A 21575-nucleotide genomic window follows, 5' to 3' on the forward strand; every position below is an offset into this window, starting at 1 on the left:
CAGGAATCCCGAATGCCCGTCGACCGCATGACCCTGAACTACCCGCCCGAGCACTTCCTCAACCGCGAGCTTTCGCTGCTGCAATTCCAGCGCCGCGTGCTGGCGCAGGCCGCCGACCCCACCGTGCCGCTGCTCGAGCGCCTGCGCTTCCTGTGCATCGTGTCGAGCAACCTGGACGAGTTCTTCGAGATCCGCGTCTCCGGCATCAAGGAGCAGATCCGCATCGGCAGCCGCAAGTCGGGCGAGGACGGGATCGCGCCCGTCGAACTGCTCGAGCGCGTCAGCGACGAGGTGCACGAGATCATCTCCGAGCAGTACCAGCTGCTCAACGGCGACATCCTCCCGGCACTCGAGAAGGAAGGCGTGGTCTTCCTGCGCCGCAGCCTGTGGACCGAGGCCCAGCGCGCGTGGATCCACGACTACTTCATGCGCGAGGTCATGCCGGTGCTGACCCCGATCGGGCTGGACCCGGCGCATCCCTTCCCACGCGTGCTCAACAAGAGCTTGAACTTCGCCGTCGAGCTCGAAGGCCGCGACGCCTTCGGGCGCGACTCGGGCGCGGCGATCGTGCAGGCGCCGCGCGCGCTGCCGCGGGTGATCCGCCTGCCGCGCGAGCTGTGCGATCAGGAGTACGGCTTCGTGTTCCTGTCCTCGGTGCTGCACGCCCACGTGGGCGAGCTGTTCTCGGGCATGAACGTGCTCGGCTGCTACCAGTTCCGCGTCACGCGCAACTCCGACCTGTTCGTCGACGAGGAAGAGGTCAAGGATCTGCGCGCCTCGCTCAAGGGCGAGCTGCAGCAACGTCACTTCGGCGACGCGGTGCGCCTGGAGGTCGCCGACAACTGCTCCGAGGAGATGGCGGGTTTTCTCCTGCAGCACTTCCACCTCACCCCCGACGACCTCTACCGCACGCCCGGCATCGTGAACCTGGTGCGCCTCATGCAGGTCCCCGACTGGGTCGAGCGCCCGGACCTCAAGTACGCACCCTTCGTGCCCGGCCTGCCCAAGGTGCTCGACAAACGCCGCCAGGTCTTCACCGCGATCCGCGGCGGCGACATCCTGCTCCACCACCCCTTCCAGAGTTTCGCCCCGGTGATCGAGATGCTGCGCGCGGCGGCCGACGACCCGCAGGTGCTGGCGATCAAGATGACTGTGTACCGCACCGGCACCGACTCGGTGCTGATGGAGCACCTCGCCCGCGCGGCGCAGAAGGGCAAGGAAGTCACCGTGGTGCTCGAACTGATGGCGCGCTTCGACGAGGAGGCCAACATCACGCTGGCCAACCGCCTGGAAGAGGTCGGTGCGCACGTCGTGTATGGCGTGTTCGGCTACAAGACCCACGCCAAGCTGCTGATGATCGTGCGCCGCGAGGAAGACGGCCTGCGCCGTTATGTGCACATGGGCACCGGCAACTACCACCCGCGCACCACACGCTTCTACACCGACTTCGGCCTGCTCACCTGCAACGCGGAGATCGGCGAGGACGTCGCCACCGTGTTCAAGCAGCTCACCGGCCTGGGCAAGGCCACCGAGCTGCGCCACCTGTGGCAGGCGCCCTTCACCCTGCAGCCCAACGTGGTCGCGGCGATCCGGCGCGAGGCCGAGATCGCGCGCGCAGGCCGGCGCGGTCGGGTGATCGCGAAGATGAACGCGCTGCTCGAACCCGAGACCATCGAGGCGCTCTACGAGGCCTCGCAGGCCGGGGTCGAGATCGACCTCATCGTGCGCGGCCCGTGCGCGCTGCGCCCGGGCGTGCCCGGGCTGTCGGACAACATCCGCGTGCGCTCGGTGATCGGCCGCTTCCTCGAGCACCACCGCATCTTCCACTTCCACGCCGACGGCGCCGAGCACATGTACCTGTCGAGCGCGGACTGGATGGACCGCAACTTCTTCCGCCGCATCGAGATCGCCTTCCCGGTGCTCGACCCGCGCCTCAAGCGCCGCGTCATGAAGGAAGGCCTGCGCCCCTACCTCGGCGACAACTGCCAGGCCTGGGACATGCAGGCAGATGGCAAATACCGCCGCAAGCACCCGCGCAGCATCCGCCGCGCGGCGCAGCTCATCCTGCTGAAGGAGCTCGCGGCGAGCAGCTGAGGCGTCGATACGGGAAGGCGTGCTGCGCGAGTCGGCGATGGGGAGGCGCCGCTGAAGCGCTCGCCGGACCAAGCCCGATGCCGCGCAAGCCCGCCGCAGGGCCGGGGGCGGCGCTCACTTGCGCTGAGCGTCGATCACGCCGGGCACCTCGCGCACCAGCGTGATCGCGCGCTGCACCTGCTTGATGCCGCCCACCTCCATGGTGAAGCGCATGTAGGCGGTGCCCTTCTTGGTGAGCGTGTTGACCGCGATGACGTTGAGCTTCTCGCGCGACAGCACCTCGGAGATGTCGCGCAGCAGGCCTTGGCGGTCGCTCGCCTGGACGTTGATGTCGACCTGGTAGAGGGCGTTGCGGGTGTCGTGCGCCTTCTCGCCCCACTCGGCCGGGATCACGCGCTCGGGGTGCTTGCGCGCGAGGTCCTGGAAGTCGGCGCAATCGACGCGGTGGATCGAGATGCCGCGGCCGCGCGTCACGAAGCCCTCGATCGCATCCGGCGGGGCGGGCTTGCAGCAGCGCGACAGCGAGGTCATCAGCTTGCCCACACCGACGATCAGGATCTTGTCCTGATTGTCGCCCGAGCGGCTGCGGCTGACCACGAACTCGGGTTCGGCCTCCGCCGCCGGCTCGGGGGCGCTGCCCTCGCGCAGCGCGGTCTGCATCGCGCGCGGGCCCACCTCGCCACGCCCGGCGGCCAGGTACAGCGCCTCGGCGTTCTTGAAGCCGAGGCGCTCGGCCAGGCCGTCGATGTTGGCCTGGCCGTGGCCGTCGCGCTGCATCTCCTTGGTGACGAAGCTGCGCCCGCGCGAGAGGATCTCCTCCTCGTCCAGTTGTGCGAAGTACTGCTTGATCTTGCTGCGCGCACGCGAGGTGGCGACGTAGCCCTGGCGCGTGTCCAGCCAGTCGCGCGAGGGGCCGCCCTCCTTGGCGGTGACGATCTCCACCGTCTGCCCGCTCTCCAGCTGGGTGTTCAGGGGTATGAGGTGGCCGTCGACCTTGGCGCCGCGGCAGTGGTGGCCGACGTCGGTGTGCAGGCGGTAGGCGAAGTCGACCGGCGTGGCGCCGCGCGGCAGATCGACCACCCTGCCCTGCGGCGTCAGCACGTAGAGCGTGTCGTCGAGCGAGGCGCGCTTGAGCTGCTCCACCCAGTGCGCCGCATCGGTAACCTCGTCGCGCCAAGACAACAGGCTGCGCAGCAGCGCGATCTTCTCGTCGTAGTCGCCGCCCTGCCTGGCGCCTTCCTTGTAGCGCCAGTGCGCGGCCACGCCAAGCTCGGCGTGCTTGTGCATGTCGAAGGTGCGGATCTGCACCTCGAGCGCGCGCCCGTCGCCCGCCAGCACGGCGGTGTGCAGCGACTGGTAGTTGTTGCCCTTGGGCTTGGTGATGTAGTCGTCGAACTCCTTCGCGATCGGCTGCCACATCTGGTGCACGATACCCAGCACCGTGTAGCAGTCCTTGATCTCGGGCACCAGCACGCGCAGCGCGCGGATGTCGAAGACCTGCGAGAAGTCGAGCCGCTTCTTGCGCATCTTGTTGTAGATGCTGTAGATGTGCTTGGCGCGGCCGGTGATCTCGGCCTCGATTCCGACCGCGGCGAGCTCGCTCTTCAGGCGCTCGATGGAGTCGCGGATGAACTGCTCGCGCTCCACCCGACGCTCGTCGAGCATCTTCGCGATGCGCTTGTAGGTGTCGGGCTCGATGAAGCGGAAGGAGAGATCTTCCAGCTCCCACTTGATCTGCCACACCCCCAGCCGGTTGGCGAGCGGCGCGTAGATGTCCAGGCTCTCGCGCGCGACCTCGACGCGGGCCTCGCCCGGCAGGTCGGTGTAGAAGCGCAGGGTCTGGGTGCGCGAGGCCAGCCGCACCAGCACGACGCGGATATCCTCGACCATCGCCAGCAGCATCTTGCGCAGGACTTCGGTCTGCGCGCGGATCTCGGGCGCGCTCGCGCTGGTGGTGAGGCGGGTGAGCACGCGCAGGCCGTTGAGCTTGTGCAGGCCGCGCACCAGCGCGGTGATCGCCGGACCGAAGCGCGCCTCGATCTCCTCGGCGGGGGCCTCGAGTTCCTCCCAGGCTGCGAACAACAGCGCGGCCACGCGCGTCTCGGCGTCCAAACGCAGCGAGGCCGCGATCAACGCGGCACCGATCGCGTGCGTCCAGGTCGGCTCGCCGGTGCCGAGCACCTTGCCCTCGTAGAGGTCGGCGATCCATTCGAGCGCGGCTTCGATGTGCTCGCGTTCGGTCGGCTCCAGGCCGGCCGCGAGCAGATCGATCGGAGGGGCGGTGTCGCCCTGGGAGATGGCGTGGGTGACGGATACCATGGGTGCAATTATCCCACATCGGGCAGTCCATCGTGCTGCATGCCCGTGCTCGCAGCCCCTTCGCCGGGTGCGACTCCCCGGGTCAGCCGCGCCGGCGCGGCGTCTCGAAGGTGGTGAGCATGCCGCGCAGCAGGGCGACCTCCTCGCGCTCGAGGCGCACGCGGTTGAACAAGCGCCGCATGCGCGGCAACAGGCGCTTGGGGTTGGCAGGATCGTGGAAGCCGCTGGCGGTGACCGCACGCTCGAGGTGCGCCATGAAGCCCTCGAAGTCGGCATGCGTGGCCGGCTCGGGCTGCGGGTCGGCGGGCGCGGCGGCGTCGCCGAGCGCGGCCATGCGCAGCTCGTAGGCCAGCACCTGCACCGCCGCGCCGAGGTTCAGGGAGGAGAACCCGGCGTCGGTGGGGATGGTCACCGGCAGGCTGCACAAGGCGGCCTCCTCGTTGGTGAGCCCGCTGGTCTCGTTGCCGAACACCAGCGCGACGGCGCCGTCCTGCGTGCGCCGCACCAGCTCCAGCGCCGCGTCGCGCGCCTGCAGGCGCGGCAGCGAGAGTTCGCGCCGGCGCGCGGTCAGCGCCGCGGAAAAGACCGTGTCGGCGAGCGCCTCCTCCAGCGTGCCGACCACCCGCGCGGCGTCCAGCAGGTCGGCCGCGCCCGAGGCGCGCGCGGTGGCGACCTCGTCGGGAAAGGACTCGGGCGCGACCAGCCAGAGCTCGCGCAGGCCCATGGTCTTCATGGCGCGCGCGGCGGCGCCGATGTTGCCGGGATGGGTGGTACGGGACAGCACGACGCGGATGCGGTCGAGCGCGAGGGGGCGATTCATATTAAAATTCCGCGTTTTCCGAATTTGCCGGGCTGCCTGCCCGGAACGTGGCCCGGCGGTCGCGCGGCGGCTCGATGAAGCGGGCGGCGGCGCGCGCCCGAGGCACGTGGCAGGCCCCGATTCTTTAACCGAGACCGCTCCGCATGCATCCCACCCTGAACATCGCCGTCAAGGCCGCCCGTCGCGCCGCGTCCGTCATCAACCGCGCGTCGACCCAGCTCGATCTGCTGACCGTCCAGTCCAAGTCGCCCAACGACTTCGTCACCGAGGTCGACCGCGCCGCCGAACAGGCGATCATCGAGGTGCTGCGCGACGCCTTCCCGGGGCACGGGATTCTAGCAGAGGAGTCCGGCGAGTCCGGACCCGAGAGCGAATACACCTGGATCATCGACCCGCTCGACGGCACCACCAATTTCATCCACGGCATGCCACAGTACGCGGTCTCGATCGCGCAGGCGAAGAACGGCGTGCTCGAGCACGCGGTGGTCTACGACCCCAACACCAACGAGATGTTCACCGCTTCGCGCGGCGCCGGCGCCTTCCTCAACGACCGCCGCATCCGCGTCTCGCGCCGCACCCGCCTCAACGAGGCGCTGATCGGCACCGGCTTCCCCTTCCGCCAGTTCGACCACGTCGACGCCTACCTGGCGATGTTCAAGGAACTCACCCAGAAGACCGCCGGCATCCGCCGCCCGGGCGCCGCCTCGCTCGACCTCGCCTACGTGGCGTCCGGCCGCTTCGACGGCTTCTGGGAGATGGGCCTGTCGCCCTGGGACATGGCGGCCGGCGTGCTGCTGATCCAGGAGGCCGGCGGCCTGGTGTCCGACCTGTCGGGCGAAGCCAACTACCTCACCACCGGCAACCTGGTTGCCGGCACGCCGAAGATCTTCGGCCAGCTGCTGCCGATCATCCAGGCCTGGCGCCCGGCCAACCTGCGGGCCTGAGGACCGAGAAAACGCGGCCCGCTAGCCGGAACCCGGCGCGCGCAGGGTGAGCGTGTCGCCGCGCTGGGTAAACTCCAGGTGACGCAGCGCCGACATGCCGAGCAGCACCTCGTCGCCCTGCATGCCCGGGTTCAGGTGGCCGGCCACGTCGCGGAACTCGAAGGGGCCGAAGGCGAGGCGCGGGATGCGCGTCTGGCGCACCGTGACCGCGCCGTTGGCGGTCAGCACCGAGGCCGGCGCGCCCGCCTGCAGCCCAAGCTCCGCGGCGAGGCGCGCAGGGACCGACACCTGCGTCGCGCCGGTGTCGAGCAGCAGGCGCACCGGACGGCCGTTGATCTCGCCGGGCAGCAGGTAGTGCCCGGCGCGGTTGCGCTGCAGCACCAGCTCGCTGGCGCCGGGGGCGACCACGAGATTACGGTTGGGGTCCTCGCGGCGCTCGAGCGCGCCGTCGAAGCTCACCCAGCCCAGCGCGAGAAAGGCGAGCGTCGCCAGCAGGCCCAGCCTGCGGCCGATGCGGCGGGTGTCGGCGTCGGGTGTGTTCAAGTCGGTCTTTCCTTCGATCCACGGTGATAATCCTGCCTTTGCTGACGACAGCACGGCAACCGGGAGGTTTCTTCAGTTGGCAATCCGCAAGCCGCCCTTCGGCGACACGGCCATCCGCCCCGCCGCGCTGAGCGAGGCCGAGATCGGCGCCCACACTCCGATGATGCAGCAGTACCTCCGGATCAAGCAGCAGCATCCGGACACCCTGCTCTTCTACCGCATGGGCGACTTCTACGAGCTCTTCTTCGACGACGCCGAGAAGGCCGCGCGCCTGCTCGACATCACGCTCACCACCCGCGGCCAGTCGGGCGGCAAGCCGATCCGCATGGCGGGCGTGCCCTTCCACGCGGTCGAGCAATACCTCGCGCGCCTGGTCAAGCTCGGCGAATCGGTGGTGATCGCCGAGCAGGTGGGCGAGCCGGGCGCGAACAAGGGGCCGATGGAGCGCGCGGTGAGCCGCATCGTCACCCCCGGTACGCTCACGGACGCCGCGCTGCTCGACGACCGCCGCGACTCCTTGCTGCTCGCCGCCAGCCTGCACCGCGGCGTGCTCGGGCTGGCCTGGCTGAATCTCGCCAACGGCGACTTCCGCCTCATGCAGTGCCCATCGGACGCACTGCAGGCGCAGTTCGAGCGCCTGCGCCCGGCCGAGGTGCTGGTGCCCGACGGCCTCGCCCTGCCGCTCCTCGACACCCTCGCCCCCGCGCTGCGCCGCCTGGCCGACTGGCAGTTCGACGCCGAGACCGGCACGCGGCTGCTGACGACCCACTTCGGCACGCGAGACCTCGCCGGCTTCGGCGTCGAGGACCTGCCGGTGGCACTCGGCGCCGCCGCGGCCTTGTACGACTACGCCCAGGCCACCCAGCGCCAGACGCTCTCCCACGTCACCGGCCTCGTGGTCGAACGCGAGTCGGAATATCTGCGCCTGGACGCCGCAACCCGGCGCAACCTGGAGCTCACCGAGACCCTGCGCGGCGAGTCCTCGCCCACCTTGCTGTCGCTGCTCGATACCTGCGTGACCAGCATGGGTTCGCGCTGGCTGCGCCATGCGTTGCACCACCCGCTGCGCGAGCGCGCCGAGCCCGCCGCGCGCCATGCCGCGGTGGCGGAGCTGGTGGGTACGGTCGAAGGCGAGATGAGCGAGCACACCGGCGCAGCCCCCGGCGGCTTCGCGCTCGGTGGCCGCGACGGCCGCATCGCCTTCGCGGTGCGCAGCGCGCTGCGCGGCGTGGCCGACGTCGACCGCATCACCGCCCGCATCGCGCTGCGCAGCGCGCGCCCGCGCGACCTCTCGGCGCTGCGCGAGAGCCTGCTGCGGCTGCCCGAGCTCGCCGCCGCGCTCGCACCCTGCCGGGCGCCGCTGCTCGCCGAGATCGTCGGCGCGCTCGCCATCGCCCCCGAGCCGCTCGCCCTGCTGCAGCAAGCCATCGCCGCCGAGCCCGCCGCCATGGTGCGCGACGGCGGCGTGATCGCCCCCGGCTTTGACACCGAGCTCGACGAACTGCGCGGTATCCAGACCAATTGCGGCGAATTCCTCATGGCGCTGGAGACCCGCGAGCGCGAGCGCAGCGGCATCCCCGGGCTCAAGGTCGAGTTCAACAAGGTGCACGGCTTCTACATCGAGGTCAGCCGCGCCAACGCCGACAAGGTGCCCGACGACTACCGCCGCCGCCAGACGCTGAAGAACGCCGAGCGCTACATCACGCCCGAGCTCAAGGCCTTCGAGGACAAGGCGCTGTCGGCCAACGAGCGTGCGCTGGCGCGCGAGAAGACGCTCTACGACCAGGTGCTCGAGGTGCTCGCCGCCCACATCCCGGCGCTGCAGCGCATCGCGCGCGCGCTGGCCCTGCTCGACGGCCTCGCCGCGCTGGCCGAGGCCGCGCTGCGTTACGGCTACGTACAGCCACGCTTCCTGGAGACACCCGGGCTCACCATTACAGGCGGCCGCCATCCGGTGGTCGAGCGCCAGGTCGAGAGCTTCATCCGCAACGACGCCCGCCTGGCCGCCACGCGCCGCATGCTGATGATCACCGGCCCCAACATGGGCGGCAAATCGACCTTCATGCGCCAGGTCGCGCTGATCTGCCTGCTCGCCCATGTCGGCAGCTTCGTGCCGGCGGATGCCGTCGAGCTCGGCCCGCTCGACGCCATCTTCACTCGCATCGGCGCCTCCGACGACCTCGCCTCGGGGCGCTCGACCTTCATGGTCGAGATGACCGAGGCCGCCGCCATCCTGCACGGCGCCACCGAGCGCAGCCTGGTGCTGATGGACGAGATCGGCCGCGGCACCTCGACCTTCGACGGCCTCGCGCTCGCGTTCGCGATCGCCCGCCACCTGCTGGAGAAGTCGCGCGCGCTGACACTGTTCGCCACGCATTATTTCGAGCTCACCCGGCTCAACGCCGACTATCCCGAGTGCGCCAACGTGCATCTGGACGCGGTCGAGCACGGCCACCGCATCGTCTTCCTGCACGCGCTCGAGGAAGGCCCGGCGAGCCAGAGCTACGGCATCGAGGTCGCCGCGCTCGCCGGCATCCCGGCCGCGGTGATCCGCGACGCCAAGCGCCGGCTGCGCGCGCTGGAGAACCGCGAGATCGACGCCGGCCCGCAGGCCGACCTCTTCGCCGCCCTGCCCGAGCCGGAGGACGCGCCGCTGTCGCACCCGGTGCTCAGCGCGCTCGCCGACATCGACCCCGATGCACTGAGCCCGCGCGAGGCGCTGGAACGCCTCTACGCCCTCAAGCGCCTGGCCGGAGACCGCAACACATGAACCCGCCGATCGACATCTCCGAAGAAGCCGGCGTGCGCTACCTGCACTTCGGCTCCGACTGGATCCAGGGCGCGATGCGCATCCGCAAGCCGTACGCACTGGAACTCGCCTACACCCGCGAGATGATGGCCGGCCTGCTGCTGCGCGACGGCCTTGCCGCCGACGGCGGGCACTGGCCGCGCAAGGTGCTGATCATCGGCCTCGGCGCGGCCTCGCTGGCGCGCTTCGTGCATCACCACCTGCCGCAGGCCAGGATCCGCGTGGTCGAGATCGCTCCCGCGGTGGTGGCCGCGGCACGCCAGTTTTTCAAGCTGCCGACGGAGGATGCGCGCTTCTCGGTGCACCTCGGCTGCGGCGCCCAGTTCGTGCTCGAGCACGACGAGACCTGGGACTACGTGCTGGTCGATGGCTTCGACCGCAATGCGCGCGCCGGCGTGCTCGACACCGAGCCCTTCCACCAGGCCGTGCGTGCGCGCTTGTCGGCGCGCGGCATCATGGCGGTGAACCTCTTCGGCCGCGCGCGTGGCTACAAGGCCAGCCTGCAGCGCATCGTGCGCGCCTTCGATGACCGCGCGCTCGCCTTTCCGTCCTGCGACAGCGGCAACGTGGTCGCCTTCGGCGCGGCCGGCGAGCCGATCGAACGCAGCGTCGAGGAACTGCGCGAACGCGCCCGCCAGCTCAAGGCCGAGACCGGACTCGACCTCCTGCCTACAGTGACGCGCCTCGAAGCCGCGGGGGAACTCCCGGGCGGCGTGCTGCGCATGTGAGCCGCCCGCTCGCGACTTGCGTCGATCCGGCGCGCGTGCTCGAACGGCCCCATGGCCAGAACCCGGCAGCCCGCGTTATTGTCCACCCGATCGGATGTCCGTGCATCCGCAACCCGATAAGCTGCAAACCATGAACACTTTTCTGATCACCCTGCTCGTCGTCGGCCTCGTGATCCTGGCCATGGCGGTTGGCGTCCTTTTCGGGCGCAAGCCGATCTCCGGCAGCTGTGGCGGGCTCGGCTCGATGGGTCAGGACTGCGAGTTCGGCTGCAAGAAGCCGTGCTCGAAGCGCCAGGCCCGCATGATGGCGGCGCAGGCCGAACAACCACACTGATTCCCCGGAGACATGATGCTCGGCTCCCTTCTCGTCAAGGACTACATGGTCGGCGACCACCTCGCCTTCTCGCCGGACACCGATCTGCTCAAGGCGGTCCGTCTGCTGCTCCAGCGCGGCCTCTCCGGAGCGCCGGTGGTCGACGAAAACCGACGCCTCATCGGCTTCCTCTCCGAGAAGGACTGCCTCAAGGCGGCGTTGGACGCCTCGTATTTCCGCCGCGACGAAGGGAAGGTGGAAGACTTCATGAACCGCGACGTTGTCTCGATCCGCGCCAGTGCCAGCCTGATCGACGCGATCGAACTCTTCCTTGCCAGGAACCACCACATCCTGCCGGTCGTCGAGGGCGCGCGCCTGATCGGGCAGATTTCCCGCCACGACATCCTCAAGGGCCTGGAGAAGGTCCGCCGCGACGAACGCTAGCCTTCAGCGTCCTCGTGCACGAAACCGGTGCGCTGCGGGGCACCTGCGGAGCGATGCGAGTCGCGAGCGGGCGCTTCCATGGCGCCGTCGCAGATCCCATGCGCCCTGATCACGACTTGCATCGCCTTCCATGAGCGCCGGCGCACGCTCCCGCATCTGCAGGGGCGTGGCAAGTCACGGCGGGCTCAGCCGCCAGGCGCTCATCCCGCCGACGCCGGCTCCGGAGGCAACCACAAGCACAGCCCCTTGTTCGCCTTTGCGATGTCGGCGAGCGCTGCATCGTGGGCGGCGCATTCGTCGGCGCTCGCACGCAACACCCGGACCGCGGCGCGCAGCACGGGCGCGCCCTCGCTGTCGGACTCCCGCGGCGCGGCTTCCTCGTCGAGCCCGATCATGAGACTTTCCTGGCCGCGCGTCATCGCCAGGAAGACCTCGGCGAGCAGTTCCGCGTCGAGCAGCGCGCCGTGCAGTTCGCGGTGCGCGTTGTCGATCTCGTAGCGGTCGCAGAGCGCGTCGAGCGAAGCCTTCTTGCCCGGGTTTTGCTCCTTGGCGAGCTTCAGCGTATCGACGACCCCGGCGCACAGCGCACCCAGCTTCGCGCGCCCGAGGCGCTCGAGTTCGGCATCCAGGAAGCCGACGTCGAAGCTCGCGTTGTGGATCACCAGCTCGGCGTCGCGCACGAAGTCCTCGAAGTCGGCGACGATATCGGCGAACTTCGGCTTGTCGGCGAGGAATTCCTCGGTGATGCCGTGCACCGCCACCGCCTCGGCGTCGATGCCGCGCCCGGGGTTGATGTAGACGTGGTAGTGGCGGCCGGTGAGGCTGCGGTCGAGCAGTTCGACGCAGCCGATCTCGATGACGCGGTCGCCGTTGCGCCAGTCGAGGCCCGTGGTTTCGGTGTCGAGGACGATCTGTCTCATTGCACGCTCCCGCTCAGCATTGCACCGCGGCGCCGGACTTGCGCACCGCGTCCACGCCGCGGCGCGCGAGCGCGTCGGCGCGTTCGTTCTCGGGGTGGCCATTGTGGCCGCGCACCCACAACCACTTCACCTGGTGGCGCGATGCCGCGTCGTCGAGCGCCCGCCACAGGTCGGCGTTCTTGACCGGCTCCTTCGAGGCCGTCTTCCAGCCCCGCGCCTTCCAGCCGTGGATCCACTCCGAGATCCCCTTCTGCACGTACTGGCTGTCGGTGTGAACTCGCGCCGCCACCGGGCGCTTGAGCGCGTCGAGGGCACGGATCACCGCGAGCAGCTCCATGCGGTTGTTGGTCGTCGCCGGCTCGCCACCCCAGATCTCCTTCTCGTGCGATCCGGAGCGCAGGATCGCGCCCCAGCCGCCGGGTCCGGGATTGCCGCTGCAGGCGCCGTCGGTATAGATATCCACTTCTTCCATCGTTACTGCATGTTCCTCGTCGAGCCGTCGCGCTGGGCGACCGGCGAAAGTCGTTTGGCCGCGGCCTTGCGGCCGCGCCAGTGGGGGGTGATCAGCCGCATGCCCTGCACCCGCTTGACTCCGTGCAGCAGATAGCCCGCGCCCAGCACCGGCCACCAGCGCGAGCCAGCGCGGTCGAGGCAGCCCCAGCGCTCCAGCCACTGCGGCGTGCGCAGCGGCGGGGCGTAACAGCCGAAGCGGCTCTCCTGGATCTCGAAGCCGAGCAGGTTGAGCCAGTCGCGGATGCGCATCGCCGAGCGGTAATGCCCGCTCCACGGCGCCTCCGCACCGCGGCGCGCGATCAGGCGACGCAGGCCCCACAGGCTGAGCGGGTTGAAGCCGCTGATCACGACGCTGCCCTCGGGCACCAGCACGCGCTCGACCTCGCGCAGCACCCGGTGTGGGTGCGCGGAAAACTCGAGCACATGCGGCAGCAGCACAAGGTCGAGGCTGCCGGTGGCAAAGGGCAGCTCGTATTCGGTGCAGCGCAGATCGCGACCTTGCGGGCCGCAATCGATCCGGCGCGGCATGCGATTGGCGCGCAGCAAATCGAATCCGGACAGCCCGAGCTGCACCGCGTGATAGCCGAAAATGTCCGCCACCAGGCGGTCCAGTCCGTCCTGCTCCCAGTCGAGCAGGTAGCGCCCCTGCGGGGTCTGCAGCCATTCCTCGAGCCGGAGGATTGACATCGGCACTCAGGTCCTCACAATTCGCGGGATGGACATTATCCCCGTTCCCGCCTTCCGCGATAACTATATCTGGCTCGTCCACGACGGCCGCCATGCCTTGGTGGTCGATCCGGGCGACGCGACCCCGGTCGAGGAAGCCCTGCGCGAGCACGGCCTCGTGCTCGGCGCGATCCTGGTCACCCACCACCACCCCGACCACACCGGCGGCATCGCCGCGCTGGTGGCGAGCCACCGTGTACCGGTTTACGGCCCCGCGCGCGAATCGATCGCGGGCGTCGTCCATGCCGTCTCCGACGGCGACGAAATCCACCTGCCCGCGCCCGCCATCGCGCTGCGCGTCCTCGACGTGCCCGGGCACACCGCCGGCCACGTGGCCTACGTCGGCATGGACATCGAGCCGGGCCTGGTGTTCTGCGGGGATACGCTCTTTTCCGCCGGCTGCGGCCGGCTCTTCGAAGGCACGCCGACCCAGCTCGCGCACTCGCTCGCCCGCCTGGCCGCCCTGCCCCCCGACACCCGGATGTTCTGCACCCACGAATACACGCTGTCCAACCTGGCCTTCGCACGCGCGGCCGAGCCCGAGAACGTCGAACGCGACGCCTGGGCCGCGCACTGCGAGACGCTGCGCGCACGCGGCGAACCCACCCTGCCGAGCACCGTCTCCCGCGAGCTGGCGATCAACCCCTTCCTGCGCTGCGACCAGCCCGGGGTGATCGAGGCCGTCGCCGCGCACACCGGCAGCCGCCCGCAGGATGCGCTCGAATGCCTCGCCGCGCTGCGTGCCTGGAAGGACCGCTTCTGAGCCCCGATGACCTCTTCCGCTTCTTGTGCCGCCCAGCCCCGCGGCGGCCGCAGGCATGGCCCGCTGCTGGCCGTCTGCGCCTGCGCCCTCGCCCTTGCCGCCCTCGCCTCTCCCGCGTCCGCCCGTGACGTGACGGCGGCCCCGGCCACCCTCACCGCCAGCGACACCGCCGCTAGCGCCGCGGTAGCGACGTCCGCGCCCGAGACGGCGCGCGTGCTCACGCTCGATCTCACCCGCGACGCCAACGACATATGGGATCGCATCCGCCGCGGCTTCGGCATGCCCGACCTCGACAGCCAGCGGGTGATGGACCAGCAGAGCTTCTACCTCAACCGCCCGCGCTTCCTCAAGCAGGTCTTCGAGCGCGGCGGGCGCTATCTCTACTACATCGTCGACGAACTCGAGCGCCGTGGCATGCCGACCGAGCTCGCGCTGCTGCCGATGGTCGAGAGCAGCTACAACCCGATGGCCTACTCGCGCGCGCACGCTTCCGGCCTGTGGCAGTTCATCCCCTCGACCGGCAAGCACTACAACCTCACCCAGGACCACTGGGTGGACGAGCGCCGCGACGTGATCGCCTCGACCAACGCCGCGCTCGACTACCTGCAGCGCATCTACGAGATGCACGGCGACTGGCACCTCGCGCTCGCCTCCTACAACTGGGGCGAAGGTGCGGTGCAGCGCGCGCTCAAGCGCAACGCCGAGGACGGCCTGCCGCTCGAATACGAGCACCTGCGCATGCCCGACGAGACGCGCAACTACGTGCCCAAGCTGCAGGCGATCAAGAACATCGTCGCCGAGCCCGAGCTCTTCCACTTCGAGTTGCCCTACGTCGCCAACGAGCTGCACTTCGTCAGCGTCGAGGCACCGATCGGGGTCGACCTCGCCACCGCGGCGAAGCTCTCCGGCATGCCGCTGGACGAGTTCCTCGCCCTCAACCCGGGCTTCAACCGCCCCGCGGTGACCACGCCCGGGCAGATCTTCATCGTGCCCACCGACCGCGCCGAGCAGCTGCAGCAAGGCCTCGCCGAGCTCGACGAGGAGGACGGCGAATGGCGGATGCACGTGATGGCCGCGGGCGAGACCCTCGAGGCGGTCGCCGCCCGCCATGGCCTGAGCTCGGCCGAGCTGCGCAGGCTCAACGGCCTCGGCCCCGGCAGCCAGCCGGGTGAAGGCCATTCGCTGCTGGTGCCCGACGGCATCGACCCGGACGGTGCGCTCGAGGTGACCAGCCTGCTCCCGTTCGCCGCCACCGCCGCCCGCCAACCGGGCCTCAAGCTCAACACCAGCCAGGCCCGCAGCGGCGAGCCTCACCTCAAGTCGCCCAAGGCCAGGCCGCGCCCGGGCGAGAAGCGCAGCACCAAGCGCAGCAAGAAGCGCTGATCCTGGCGGCGGGGGCATGGAGTCCCGGGGCTCCCACCGCGCTTCGCGCCCCCCGCACAAGGAGCGACGCCAGTCGCGACTGCAGCGCCTCTACGAGCGCAGGCGCTTGAACGCTCGCGCGATCGCGACGCGCGTCGCTCCTGCAAGAAAACCGGTGTCAGCGGAGCGCGAGCGGCCAGTGGCAGCGCACGCGGTGGCCCTGGCCGAGGTCGGCGGGCGCGGGGTAGCGGATCCGGCATACGTCGGTGGCGTATGGGCAGCGCGGATGGAAATGGCAGCCGCTCGGCGGGGCGAGCGGCGACGGCAGCTCGGCCATGATCGTGCCGGGGGTCGCCGTGCTCCCGCCCGCAACGCCTGTGCCCCCCACGTCCGGTGCCGCGCCGCCCGCGCCCTCGATCCGCGGCACCGCCGCGAGCAGCGCGCGGGTGTAGGGGTGGGCGCGCACGCCGAGCACGCGCTCGATCGGGCCCTCCTCGACGATGCGACCGAGATACATCACCGCGACCTCGTCGGCGAGGTACTCCACCACCGCGAGGTTGTGGGTGATGAAGAGGTAGGCGAGGCCTTGCTCGTGCTGCAGCTCGCGCATCAGGTTGAGCAGCTGCGCCTGCACCGAAACGTCGAGCGCGCTGGTGGGCTCGTCGCACACGATCACCCGCGGCGCCACCGCGAGCGCACGCGCCACCGCGATGCGCTGGCGCTGGCCGCCGGAGAACTCGTGCGGATAGCGCCAGCGCATCTCCGCCGACAGCCCCACACGCTCGAGCAGTTCGGTCACGCGGGCCTGGCGCGCGCGGTGGTCGGCGCCGACGCCAAGCGCAGCCAGGCCCTCCTCGATGATCTCGCCCACCCGCATGCGCGGATCGAGCGAGGCGAAGGGGTCCTGGAAGACCATCTGCACCGCACGCCGCAGGGGTTGCAGCGCCGAGAGCGGCAGTGCGTCGTAGCGCTCGCCATCGAGCCATAGGCGGCCGGCGGTGGGCTCGATCAGGCGCAGCAGGGCCTTGCCCACAGTGGTCTTGCCGCAGCCCGATTCGCCCACCAGCGCGAGCGTGCGCCCGGGCTGCAGGCGCAGGCTCACGCCGTCGACGGCCTTCACGTGACCGACGGTGCGGCGCAGGAAACCCTTGCGTACCGGGAAATGCACCGCCAGCTCGGCGACCTCGAGCACGCTCTGCGCCGGGCGTGCGGCGACGACATCGGCCGCACCCGCCGTCTCGCGCACGAACCGGCGCGGAATCGCAACGCCTTCGTACAGATGGCAGCGCACGGCCTGCGTGCCGACCGCATGCCAGACGGGGACTTCCTCGTCGCAGCGGTCGAAGGCGGCCGGACAGCGCTCCGCGAAGCGGCAGCCGGGGAAGTGGCGGTCGGGCGGCGGCACGCTGCCCACGGGCGCGTCGAGCGCACCGCCGCGCTTGGCCGCCTCGGGCAGCGCGGCGAAGAGCTTGCGCGAATACGGATGCAGCGGCGTGGCGAAGAAGGCCTCGCGCGGACCGCTCTCCACCACCTGACCGGCATACATCACCCCCACGCGGTGGGCGACGCGCGCGACCACGCCGAGATCGTGGGTGATCAGCAGCATCGCCATGCCCTCGCGGCGCTGCAACTCGGCGAGCAGGTCGAGCACCTGGGCCTGGATGGTGACATCGAGGGCGGTGGTCGGCTCGTCGGCGATCAGCAGGCGCGGACGGCCGGCGAGCGCGATCGCGATCATCACGCGCTGCTTCATCCCGCCCGAGAACTGGAAGGGAAACTCCTGCAGCCGGCGCTCGGGGTCGGGGATGCCCACCGCGGCGAGCAGCCGACAGGCTTCGGCACGCGCCGCCGCGCCGCGCAAGCCGTGGGCGGCGAGCGCCTCGGCGATCTGCGCACCCACGCTCATCACCGGGTTGAGGCTGGTGGCGGGCTCCTGGAAGATCATGCCGATGCGCCCGCCACGCACCCGCCGCATCGCCGCCTCGGGCAGCGCGAGCAGGTCCTCGTCGCCCAGGCGCACGCTGCCCGCGGCGATGCGGCCGCCGTCGGGCAGCAGGCGGGCGAGCGCGAGCGCGGTCATCGACTTGCCGCAGCCCGATTCGCCGAGCAAGGCGAAGGTCTCGCCCGCGGCGATGGCGAAATTCACCCCGTCGACCGGGCGGACCTCCTCGCCGTCGGTGCGCGCGATCGCCACGCCCAGTCCTTCGACGTGCAGCAGCGCAGCGGTCGCGGCGTCAGGAAGATCGGCGGGGAGCGGAGCGTTCATGCGCGTGGGACGACCCTTGCAGGGCCGCAGCAGATCGAGGCGGAGGAAGGCGGAGAGAGGCGAACGAGGCGCGGACGAGGCGGACGGCCCCTGACACGCACCGCGCAGCCGCAGGTGCCGTCCACATGTCGAAAGGGCCGCTTGCGCGGCCCCGTCCTGACATCGGTGCAATCAGTGGTGGTGATGACCACCGGGACCATGCACATGGCCGTGGGTGATCTCCTCGGCGCTCGCCGCGCGCACCTCGGCGACGGTGACGTCGAACACCAGCGCCACGCCGGCCAGCGGGTGGTTGCCATCGACCACGACCTTGCCGTCGGCGATGTCGGTGATGCGGTAGATCATGTCTTCCTCGCCGTCCTCGGAGACGCGCTCGAAGCTCATGCCGATCTCGATGTTGTCCGGGAAAAGCTTGGCGTCCTCGACCAGGATCAGCTCCTCGTCGTAGTCGCCGAAGGCGTCTTCGGGCTGCAGCTTGACCTGCAGCTGCTCGCCGACCTTCTTGCCGTGCAGGGCCTCTTCGAGCAACGGAAAGATGCCATCGTAGCCGCCGTGCAGATAAACGAGCGGGTGCTCGCCGTCGTCGATCACCGCGCCTTCGGGGTCGCGCACGGTGTACTTCAGCGTCACCACGCTATTCTTGACGATTTCGTTTTGCATGCTGGGGTTCCAGTTCCTTGACCAATTCGAAAACCGCGGCGGCGTGGCCGCGGGGTGTCACATCGTAGAGCGCGTGGCGGATCCTGCCCTGCTTGTCGATCACGAAGGTCGACCGCCGCACGCCCATCTTCTTCATCCCGTCGACTTCGCGCTCATGCCATACGTTGTAGAGCCGGCACACCTCGGTGTCCGAATCGGAGAGCAGGCGGATCGACAATCCTTCCTGGTCGCGAAACTCGGCGTGGGTCAGGCAATCGTCCGGGCTCACGCCGACCACGATGCAGTCGTAGCGGGCGAACTCGTCGTCGTGGTCGCTGAAATCGGCGGCCTGACGCGTGCAGCCCGGGGTCTTGTCGCGAGGGTAAAAGTAGAGAACCACATTGTGCTTGCCGGCCACCGACGCGAGGTCGAAAATTTCCATGTCGGCATCCGGCAACGAAAACGCGGGGGCGATGTCTCCGCTCTGCAGCATGTGTTCTCCCTGATGTGGGCCGGATTCTAGCCGAGACCCCAGGCGAACACTACCGCCGGGACCGCAGGCTTCGGACTGGTCGAGCATGGGGGTCTCCTCCCTTTTCCTTGTCGTCGTGTCGGGTGCCGCGATGCGGCTCCGTGTCCAACGAATAGCCCAGATCGGGGCCGTACTCAAGTCGCAGCGCACCATCGTTCCGCCTGTCCTGGAGACCGCAAGCATGCCCCGGCCCCATCCGAACGCCCCCGCCAAGCCCCCCGCCGGCATGCGCGCGATGCAACTCGAACGCCCCGGCGAGGCCCTGCGCGCGGTGCATCTGGCGGTGCCGCGCCCCGGCCCCGGGCAGGTGCTGCTGCGGGTGGAGGCCTGCGGCGTGTGCCGCACCGATCTCCACCTCATCGACGGCGAGCTGCCCGACCCGGTGCTGCCGATGATTCCCGGCCACGAGATCGTCGGCCGCGTGGTCGAGCTGGGCGAAGGCGTCGGCGACGCCGCGGGCATGGCGCCGGGTCAGCGCATCGGCGTGCCCTGGCTGGGGTGGACCTGCGGGCATTGCGGCTTCTGCGCCAGCCAGCGCGAGAACCTCTGCGACGCGGCGCGCTTCACCGGCTACCAGATCCAGGGCGGTTATGCCGAATACACCGTGGCCGACGCACGCTACTGCTTCCCGATCGACGAGGCGCTCGACGCCGCCGAGGCCGCGCCGCTGCTGTGCGCCGGCCTGATCGGCTATCGTGCGCTGGAGATGGCGGGCGCCGCGCGCCGCATCGGCCTCTACGGCTTCGGCGCGGCCGCCCACATCATCACCCAGGTGGCGGTGTGGCAGGGTCGCGAGGTGTACGCCTTCACCCGTCCCGGCGACAGCGCAAGCCAGGCCTTCGCCCGCCGGCTCGGCGCCTGCTGGACGGGCGCGGGCGAAGAGCGCCCCCCGCACCCGCTCGACGCCGCGCTGATCTTCGCCCCCGCCGGCGAGCTCGTCCCCGCCGCGCTGCGCGCCGTCGCCAAGGGTGGCACGGTGGTGTGCGCGGGCATCCACATGAGCACCATCCCCGCCTTCCCCTACGACATCCTGTGGGGCGAGCGCCGCATCGTCTCGGTCGCCAACCTCACCCGCCGCGACGGCGACGAATTCCTCGCCCTCGCGCCCAGGGTGCCGGTACGCACCGAGGTCGTCCGCTTCGCCCTCGAGGACGCCAACGAGGCGCTCGAGCGCCTGCGCCGCGGCGCGCTGCAGGGGGCGGCGGTGCTGCTGCCCTGAATTCCGCTTGCCAGCGCTGCGGGACTGTTTAAAATTACAGCCATCCCATGGAGGCTGTCATGACCGCCCGTAGCGAAAACCTCACCGCGCGCCAGCAGGAAATCCTCGATTTCATCCGCTCCACCGTCGAGTCCGAAGGCCGCCCGCCCACCCGCGCCGAGGTGTGCACCGCCTTCGGCTTCCGCTCGCCCAACGCCGCCGAGACCCACCTGCGCGCGCTCGCCGCCAAGGGCGCGATCCTGCTCGAGGAGGGGCGCGCGCGCGGCATCCGCCTGGCCGAGGCGCTCGGCCTGCCCCTGGTCGGCCGCGTCGCCGCGGGCAGCCCCATCCTCGCCGCCGAACACGTCGAGGCGCGCTATCAGCTCGACCCCGCGCTGTTCTCGCCCAGGGCCGACTACCTGCTGCGCGTGCGCGGCATGAGCATGCGCGACGCCGGCATCCTCGACGGCGACCTCATCGCGGTGCATCGCAACAGCGAGGCGCGCAACGGCCAGATCGTGGTCGCCCGGGTGGACGACGACGTCACCGTCAAGACCCTGCAACGCAAGGGCCCGGTGGTCGAGCTCCTCCCCGCCAACCCGGACTACACCCCGATCGTCGTGGACACCCGCCGCGAGCCGCTGGTCATCGAAGGCGTCATGGTGGGGCTGATCCGCAAGGACCACTGAGCGAGCCGATGCCGCACCCGCCATGGCCCTCCCGCTCCAACGCCACGCCGACGCGTCGCTGCGCGCCGTAGCTCCTGCCGCCACCGGCACGCATGGCGTGCTCGCCGGCCTGCCTGCGGGCAGCGTGTGGCAGGCGAGCCGGCTCGCAGGCGCCGCAGGAGCGGTGCTGCCGACCGGCTTCTCCGCGCTCGACGCCGAGCTGCCCGGCGGCGGCTGGCCGGCCGGGGCGCTCATCGAGCTCCTCGCCGACCGCCCCGGCGTCGGCGAACTGAGCCTGCTGCTGCCGCTGCTCGGCGCCACCCCGCCCGCATGCTGGATCGTCTGCATCGCCCCGCCGCTGCTGCCCTACGCTCCCGCGCTGGCGAACGCAGGCGTGCCGCTGGCGCGCCTGCTCGTGGTGCGCCCCGAGCGCCGCGAAGACCTGCTGTGGGCCGCACGCCAGGCACTGCTGTCGGGCAGCTGCGCCTGCGTGCTGGCGTGGCCGCAGCGCATCGACAACACCGGACTGCGCCGCCTGCAGCTGGCCGCCGAGGAAAGCGCCACCCCGCTCTTCCTCTTCCGTCCCGGCAGCGTCGCCGGCCAGCCTTCGCCGGCGGTGTTGCGGATTGCGCTCGCCCCGCAGCCCGAAGGCCTGCAGCTACGCATCCTCAAGCGCCGCGGACCGCTCGCCGCCGCGCCGCTCGTGCTCGCCCTGCCGCCCGGGGCCAGCCCGGTACCGAAGGCATCCCGCGCAGGGCAATCCCCCCGGATGCCCCTCTCGGCAGCTTCCCACCCTACTGCATCCACCACCGTCGCCCCCGTCGCGCCTGCATGCAAACCGGAAGCGCGGCGTTTTCTGTAGGAGCGACGCCAGTCGCGATCGGCGGCCTTCCTCCACCCGCCGCAATCGTTTCGTCGCTCCAACCGCAGCCCTCGCTGCCGACCGATTCAAACACCTCGACGCGGAGCGTTTC

At 70.3% G+C, this 21575-nt stretch carries 20 protein-coding genes; 11 read left to right on the forward strand and 9 right to left on the reverse strand.

Annotated elements, in window-relative coordinates:
- Positions 1-12 precede the first annotated feature (12 nt).
- Complete coding sequence (gene ppk1 / locus ACZ5PP_RS03630; protein WP_004308203.1) at positions 13-2094, forward strand: polyphosphate kinase 1; 2082 nt, start codon at positions 13-15, stop codon at positions 2092-2094.
- 114 nt (positions 2095-2208) lie between these two features.
- Here the strand turns inward: ppk1 and ACZ5PP_RS03635 are convergent, their stop codons facing one another.
- Both ACZ5PP_RS03635 and ACZ5PP_RS03640 read right to left on the reverse strand, forming a co-directional pair.
- Positions 2209-4413: a RelA/SpoT family protein gene (locus ACZ5PP_RS03635; RefSeq protein ID WP_012585459.1), complete on the reverse strand. Its 2205-nt coding sequence runs from the start codon at positions 4411-4413 to the stop codon at positions 2209-2211.
- 82 nt (positions 4414-4495) lie between these two features.
- Positions 4496-5233 carry an RNA methyltransferase gene (locus ACZ5PP_RS03640; RefSeq protein WP_004308205.1) on the reverse strand — a complete coding sequence of 246 codons (738 nt, stop codon included), beginning with the start codon at positions 5231-5233 and terminating at the stop codon, positions 4496-4498.
- A 143-nt stretch (positions 5234-5376) separates the two neighbouring features.
- On the opposite strand from ACZ5PP_RS03640, the gene ACZ5PP_RS03645 reads away from it, so the two are divergent.
- Complete coding sequence (locus ACZ5PP_RS03645; protein WP_004308207.1) at positions 5377-6177, forward strand: inositol monophosphatase family protein; 801 nt, start codon at positions 5377-5379, stop codon at positions 6175-6177.
- Positions 6178-6198: 21 nt separating this feature from the next.
- Here ACZ5PP_RS03645 and ACZ5PP_RS03650 read toward each other — a convergent pair whose 3' ends face one another.
- Positions 6199-6720 (reverse strand): retropepsin-like aspartic protease family protein, encoded by a 522-nt coding sequence (locus ACZ5PP_RS03650; RefSeq protein ID WP_004308208.1) that lies wholly within the window; start codon positions 6718-6720, stop codon positions 6199-6201.
- A gap of 163 nt (positions 6721-6883) precedes the next feature.
- Between ACZ5PP_RS03650 and mutS the strand changes: the two genes are divergently transcribed.
- From mutS to ACZ5PP_RS03670, 4 genes are all read left to right on the forward strand, one after another.
- The gene (mutS, locus tag ACZ5PP_RS03655; protein WP_407083906.1) at positions 6884-9490 is read left to right on the forward strand and encodes a DNA mismatch repair protein MutS; all 2607 of its coding nucleotides are present in this window, start codon (positions 6884-6886) and stop codon (positions 9488-9490) included.
- Complete coding sequence (locus ACZ5PP_RS03660) at positions 9487-10257, forward strand: fused MFS/spermidine synthase (RefSeq protein ID WP_004328146.1); 771 nt, start codon at positions 9487-9489, stop codon at positions 10255-10257. The genes mutS and ACZ5PP_RS03660 overlap by 4 nt, the downstream gene beginning before the upstream one ends.
- 130 nt (positions 10258-10387) lie before the next feature.
- Entirely contained in the window at positions 10388-10591 is a 204-nt protein-coding gene (gene nqrM / locus ACZ5PP_RS03665) for a (Na+)-NQR maturation NqrM (protein WP_041589852.1), read from the forward strand.
- A 15-nt stretch (positions 10592-10606) separates the two neighbouring features.
- A complete protein-coding gene (locus tag ACZ5PP_RS03670) occupies positions 10607-11014 on the forward strand; it encodes a CBS domain-containing protein (protein WP_012585463.1) in 408 nt (135 codons plus the stop codon).
- Positions 11015-11214: 200 nt separating this feature from the next.
- Here the strand turns inward: ACZ5PP_RS03670 and dnaQ are convergent, their stop codons facing one another.
- Genes dnaQ through ACZ5PP_RS03685 form a run of 3 tightly spaced genes read right to left on the reverse strand, consistent with a single transcriptional unit; the run spans position 11215 to position 13134 of the window.
- On the reverse strand, positions 11215-11934 hold the full coding sequence (gene dnaQ, locus ACZ5PP_RS03675; RefSeq protein WP_004320384.1) for a DNA polymerase III subunit epsilon: 720 nt from the start codon (positions 11932-11934) through the stop codon (positions 11215-11217).
- A 13-nt stretch (positions 11935-11947) separates the two neighbouring features.
- Positions 11948-12406, reverse strand: a complete 459-nt coding sequence (gene rnhA / locus ACZ5PP_RS03680; RefSeq protein ID WP_012585465.1) for a ribonuclease HI — start codon at positions 12404-12406, stop codon at positions 11948-11950.
- 2 nt (positions 12407-12408) lie between these two features.
- A complete protein-coding gene (locus ACZ5PP_RS03685; protein ID WP_374615757.1) occupies positions 12409-13134 on the reverse strand; it encodes a class I SAM-dependent methyltransferase in 726 nt (241 codons plus the stop codon).
- 28 nt (positions 13135-13162) lie between these two features.
- Here ACZ5PP_RS03685 and gloB point away from each other — a divergent pair, with 28 nt between their 5' ends.
- Positions 13163-13936, forward strand: a complete 774-nt coding sequence (gene gloB / locus ACZ5PP_RS03690; RefSeq protein ID WP_464826764.1) for a hydroxyacylglutathione hydrolase — start codon at positions 13163-13165, stop codon at positions 13934-13936.
- A gap of 6 nt (positions 13937-13942) precedes the next feature.
- On the forward strand, positions 13943-15319 hold the full coding sequence (locus tag ACZ5PP_RS03695) for a transglycosylase SLT domain-containing protein (RefSeq protein WP_043743449.1): 1377 nt from the start codon (positions 13943-13945) through the stop codon (positions 15317-15319).
- A 157-nt stretch (positions 15320-15476) separates the two neighbouring features.
- Here the strand turns inward: ACZ5PP_RS03695 and ACZ5PP_RS03700 are convergent, their stop codons facing one another.
- From ACZ5PP_RS03700 to ACZ5PP_RS03710, 3 genes are all read right to left on the reverse strand, one after another.
- Positions 15477-17564 (reverse strand): ABC transporter ATP-binding protein, encoded by a 2088-nt coding sequence (locus tag ACZ5PP_RS03700; protein WP_464826765.1) that lies wholly within the window; start codon positions 17562-17564, stop codon positions 15477-15479.
- A 171-nt stretch (positions 17565-17735) separates the two neighbouring features.
- On the reverse strand, positions 17736-18224 hold the full coding sequence (locus ACZ5PP_RS03705; RefSeq protein WP_012585468.1) for an FKBP-type peptidyl-prolyl cis-trans isomerase: 489 nt from the start codon (positions 18222-18224) through the stop codon (positions 17736-17738).
- Positions 18199-18696, reverse strand: coding sequence for a peroxiredoxin (locus ACZ5PP_RS03710; protein ID WP_012585469.1), 498 nt, complete (start codon positions 18694-18696; stop codon positions 18199-18201). The genes ACZ5PP_RS03705 and ACZ5PP_RS03710 overlap by 26 nt, the downstream gene beginning before the upstream one ends.
- 220 nt (positions 18697-18916) lie before the next feature.
- Between ACZ5PP_RS03710 and ACZ5PP_RS03715 the strand changes: the two genes are divergently transcribed.
- Genes ACZ5PP_RS03715 through imuA form a run of 3 tightly spaced genes read left to right on the forward strand, consistent with a single transcriptional unit; the run spans position 18917 to position 21463 of the window.
- Positions 18917-19954, forward strand: a complete 1038-nt coding sequence (locus tag ACZ5PP_RS03715) for a zinc-dependent alcohol dehydrogenase family protein (protein WP_464826766.1) — start codon at positions 18917-18919, stop codon at positions 19952-19954.
- A gap of 59 nt (positions 19955-20013) precedes the next feature.
- The gene (gene lexA, locus ACZ5PP_RS03720) at positions 20014-20622 is read left to right on the forward strand and encodes a transcriptional repressor LexA (protein ID WP_004320360.1); all 609 of its coding nucleotides are present in this window, start codon (positions 20014-20016) and stop codon (positions 20620-20622) included.
- 22 nt (positions 20623-20644) lie between these two features.
- Complete coding sequence (gene imuA / locus ACZ5PP_RS03725) at positions 20645-21463, forward strand: translesion DNA synthesis-associated protein ImuA (protein WP_464826767.1); 819 nt, start codon at positions 20645-20647, stop codon at positions 21461-21463.
- The last annotated feature ends 112 nt before the right edge of the window (positions 21464-21575 follow it).

The sequence above is a fragment of the Thauera sp. DNT-1 genome (assembly GCF_055393985.1).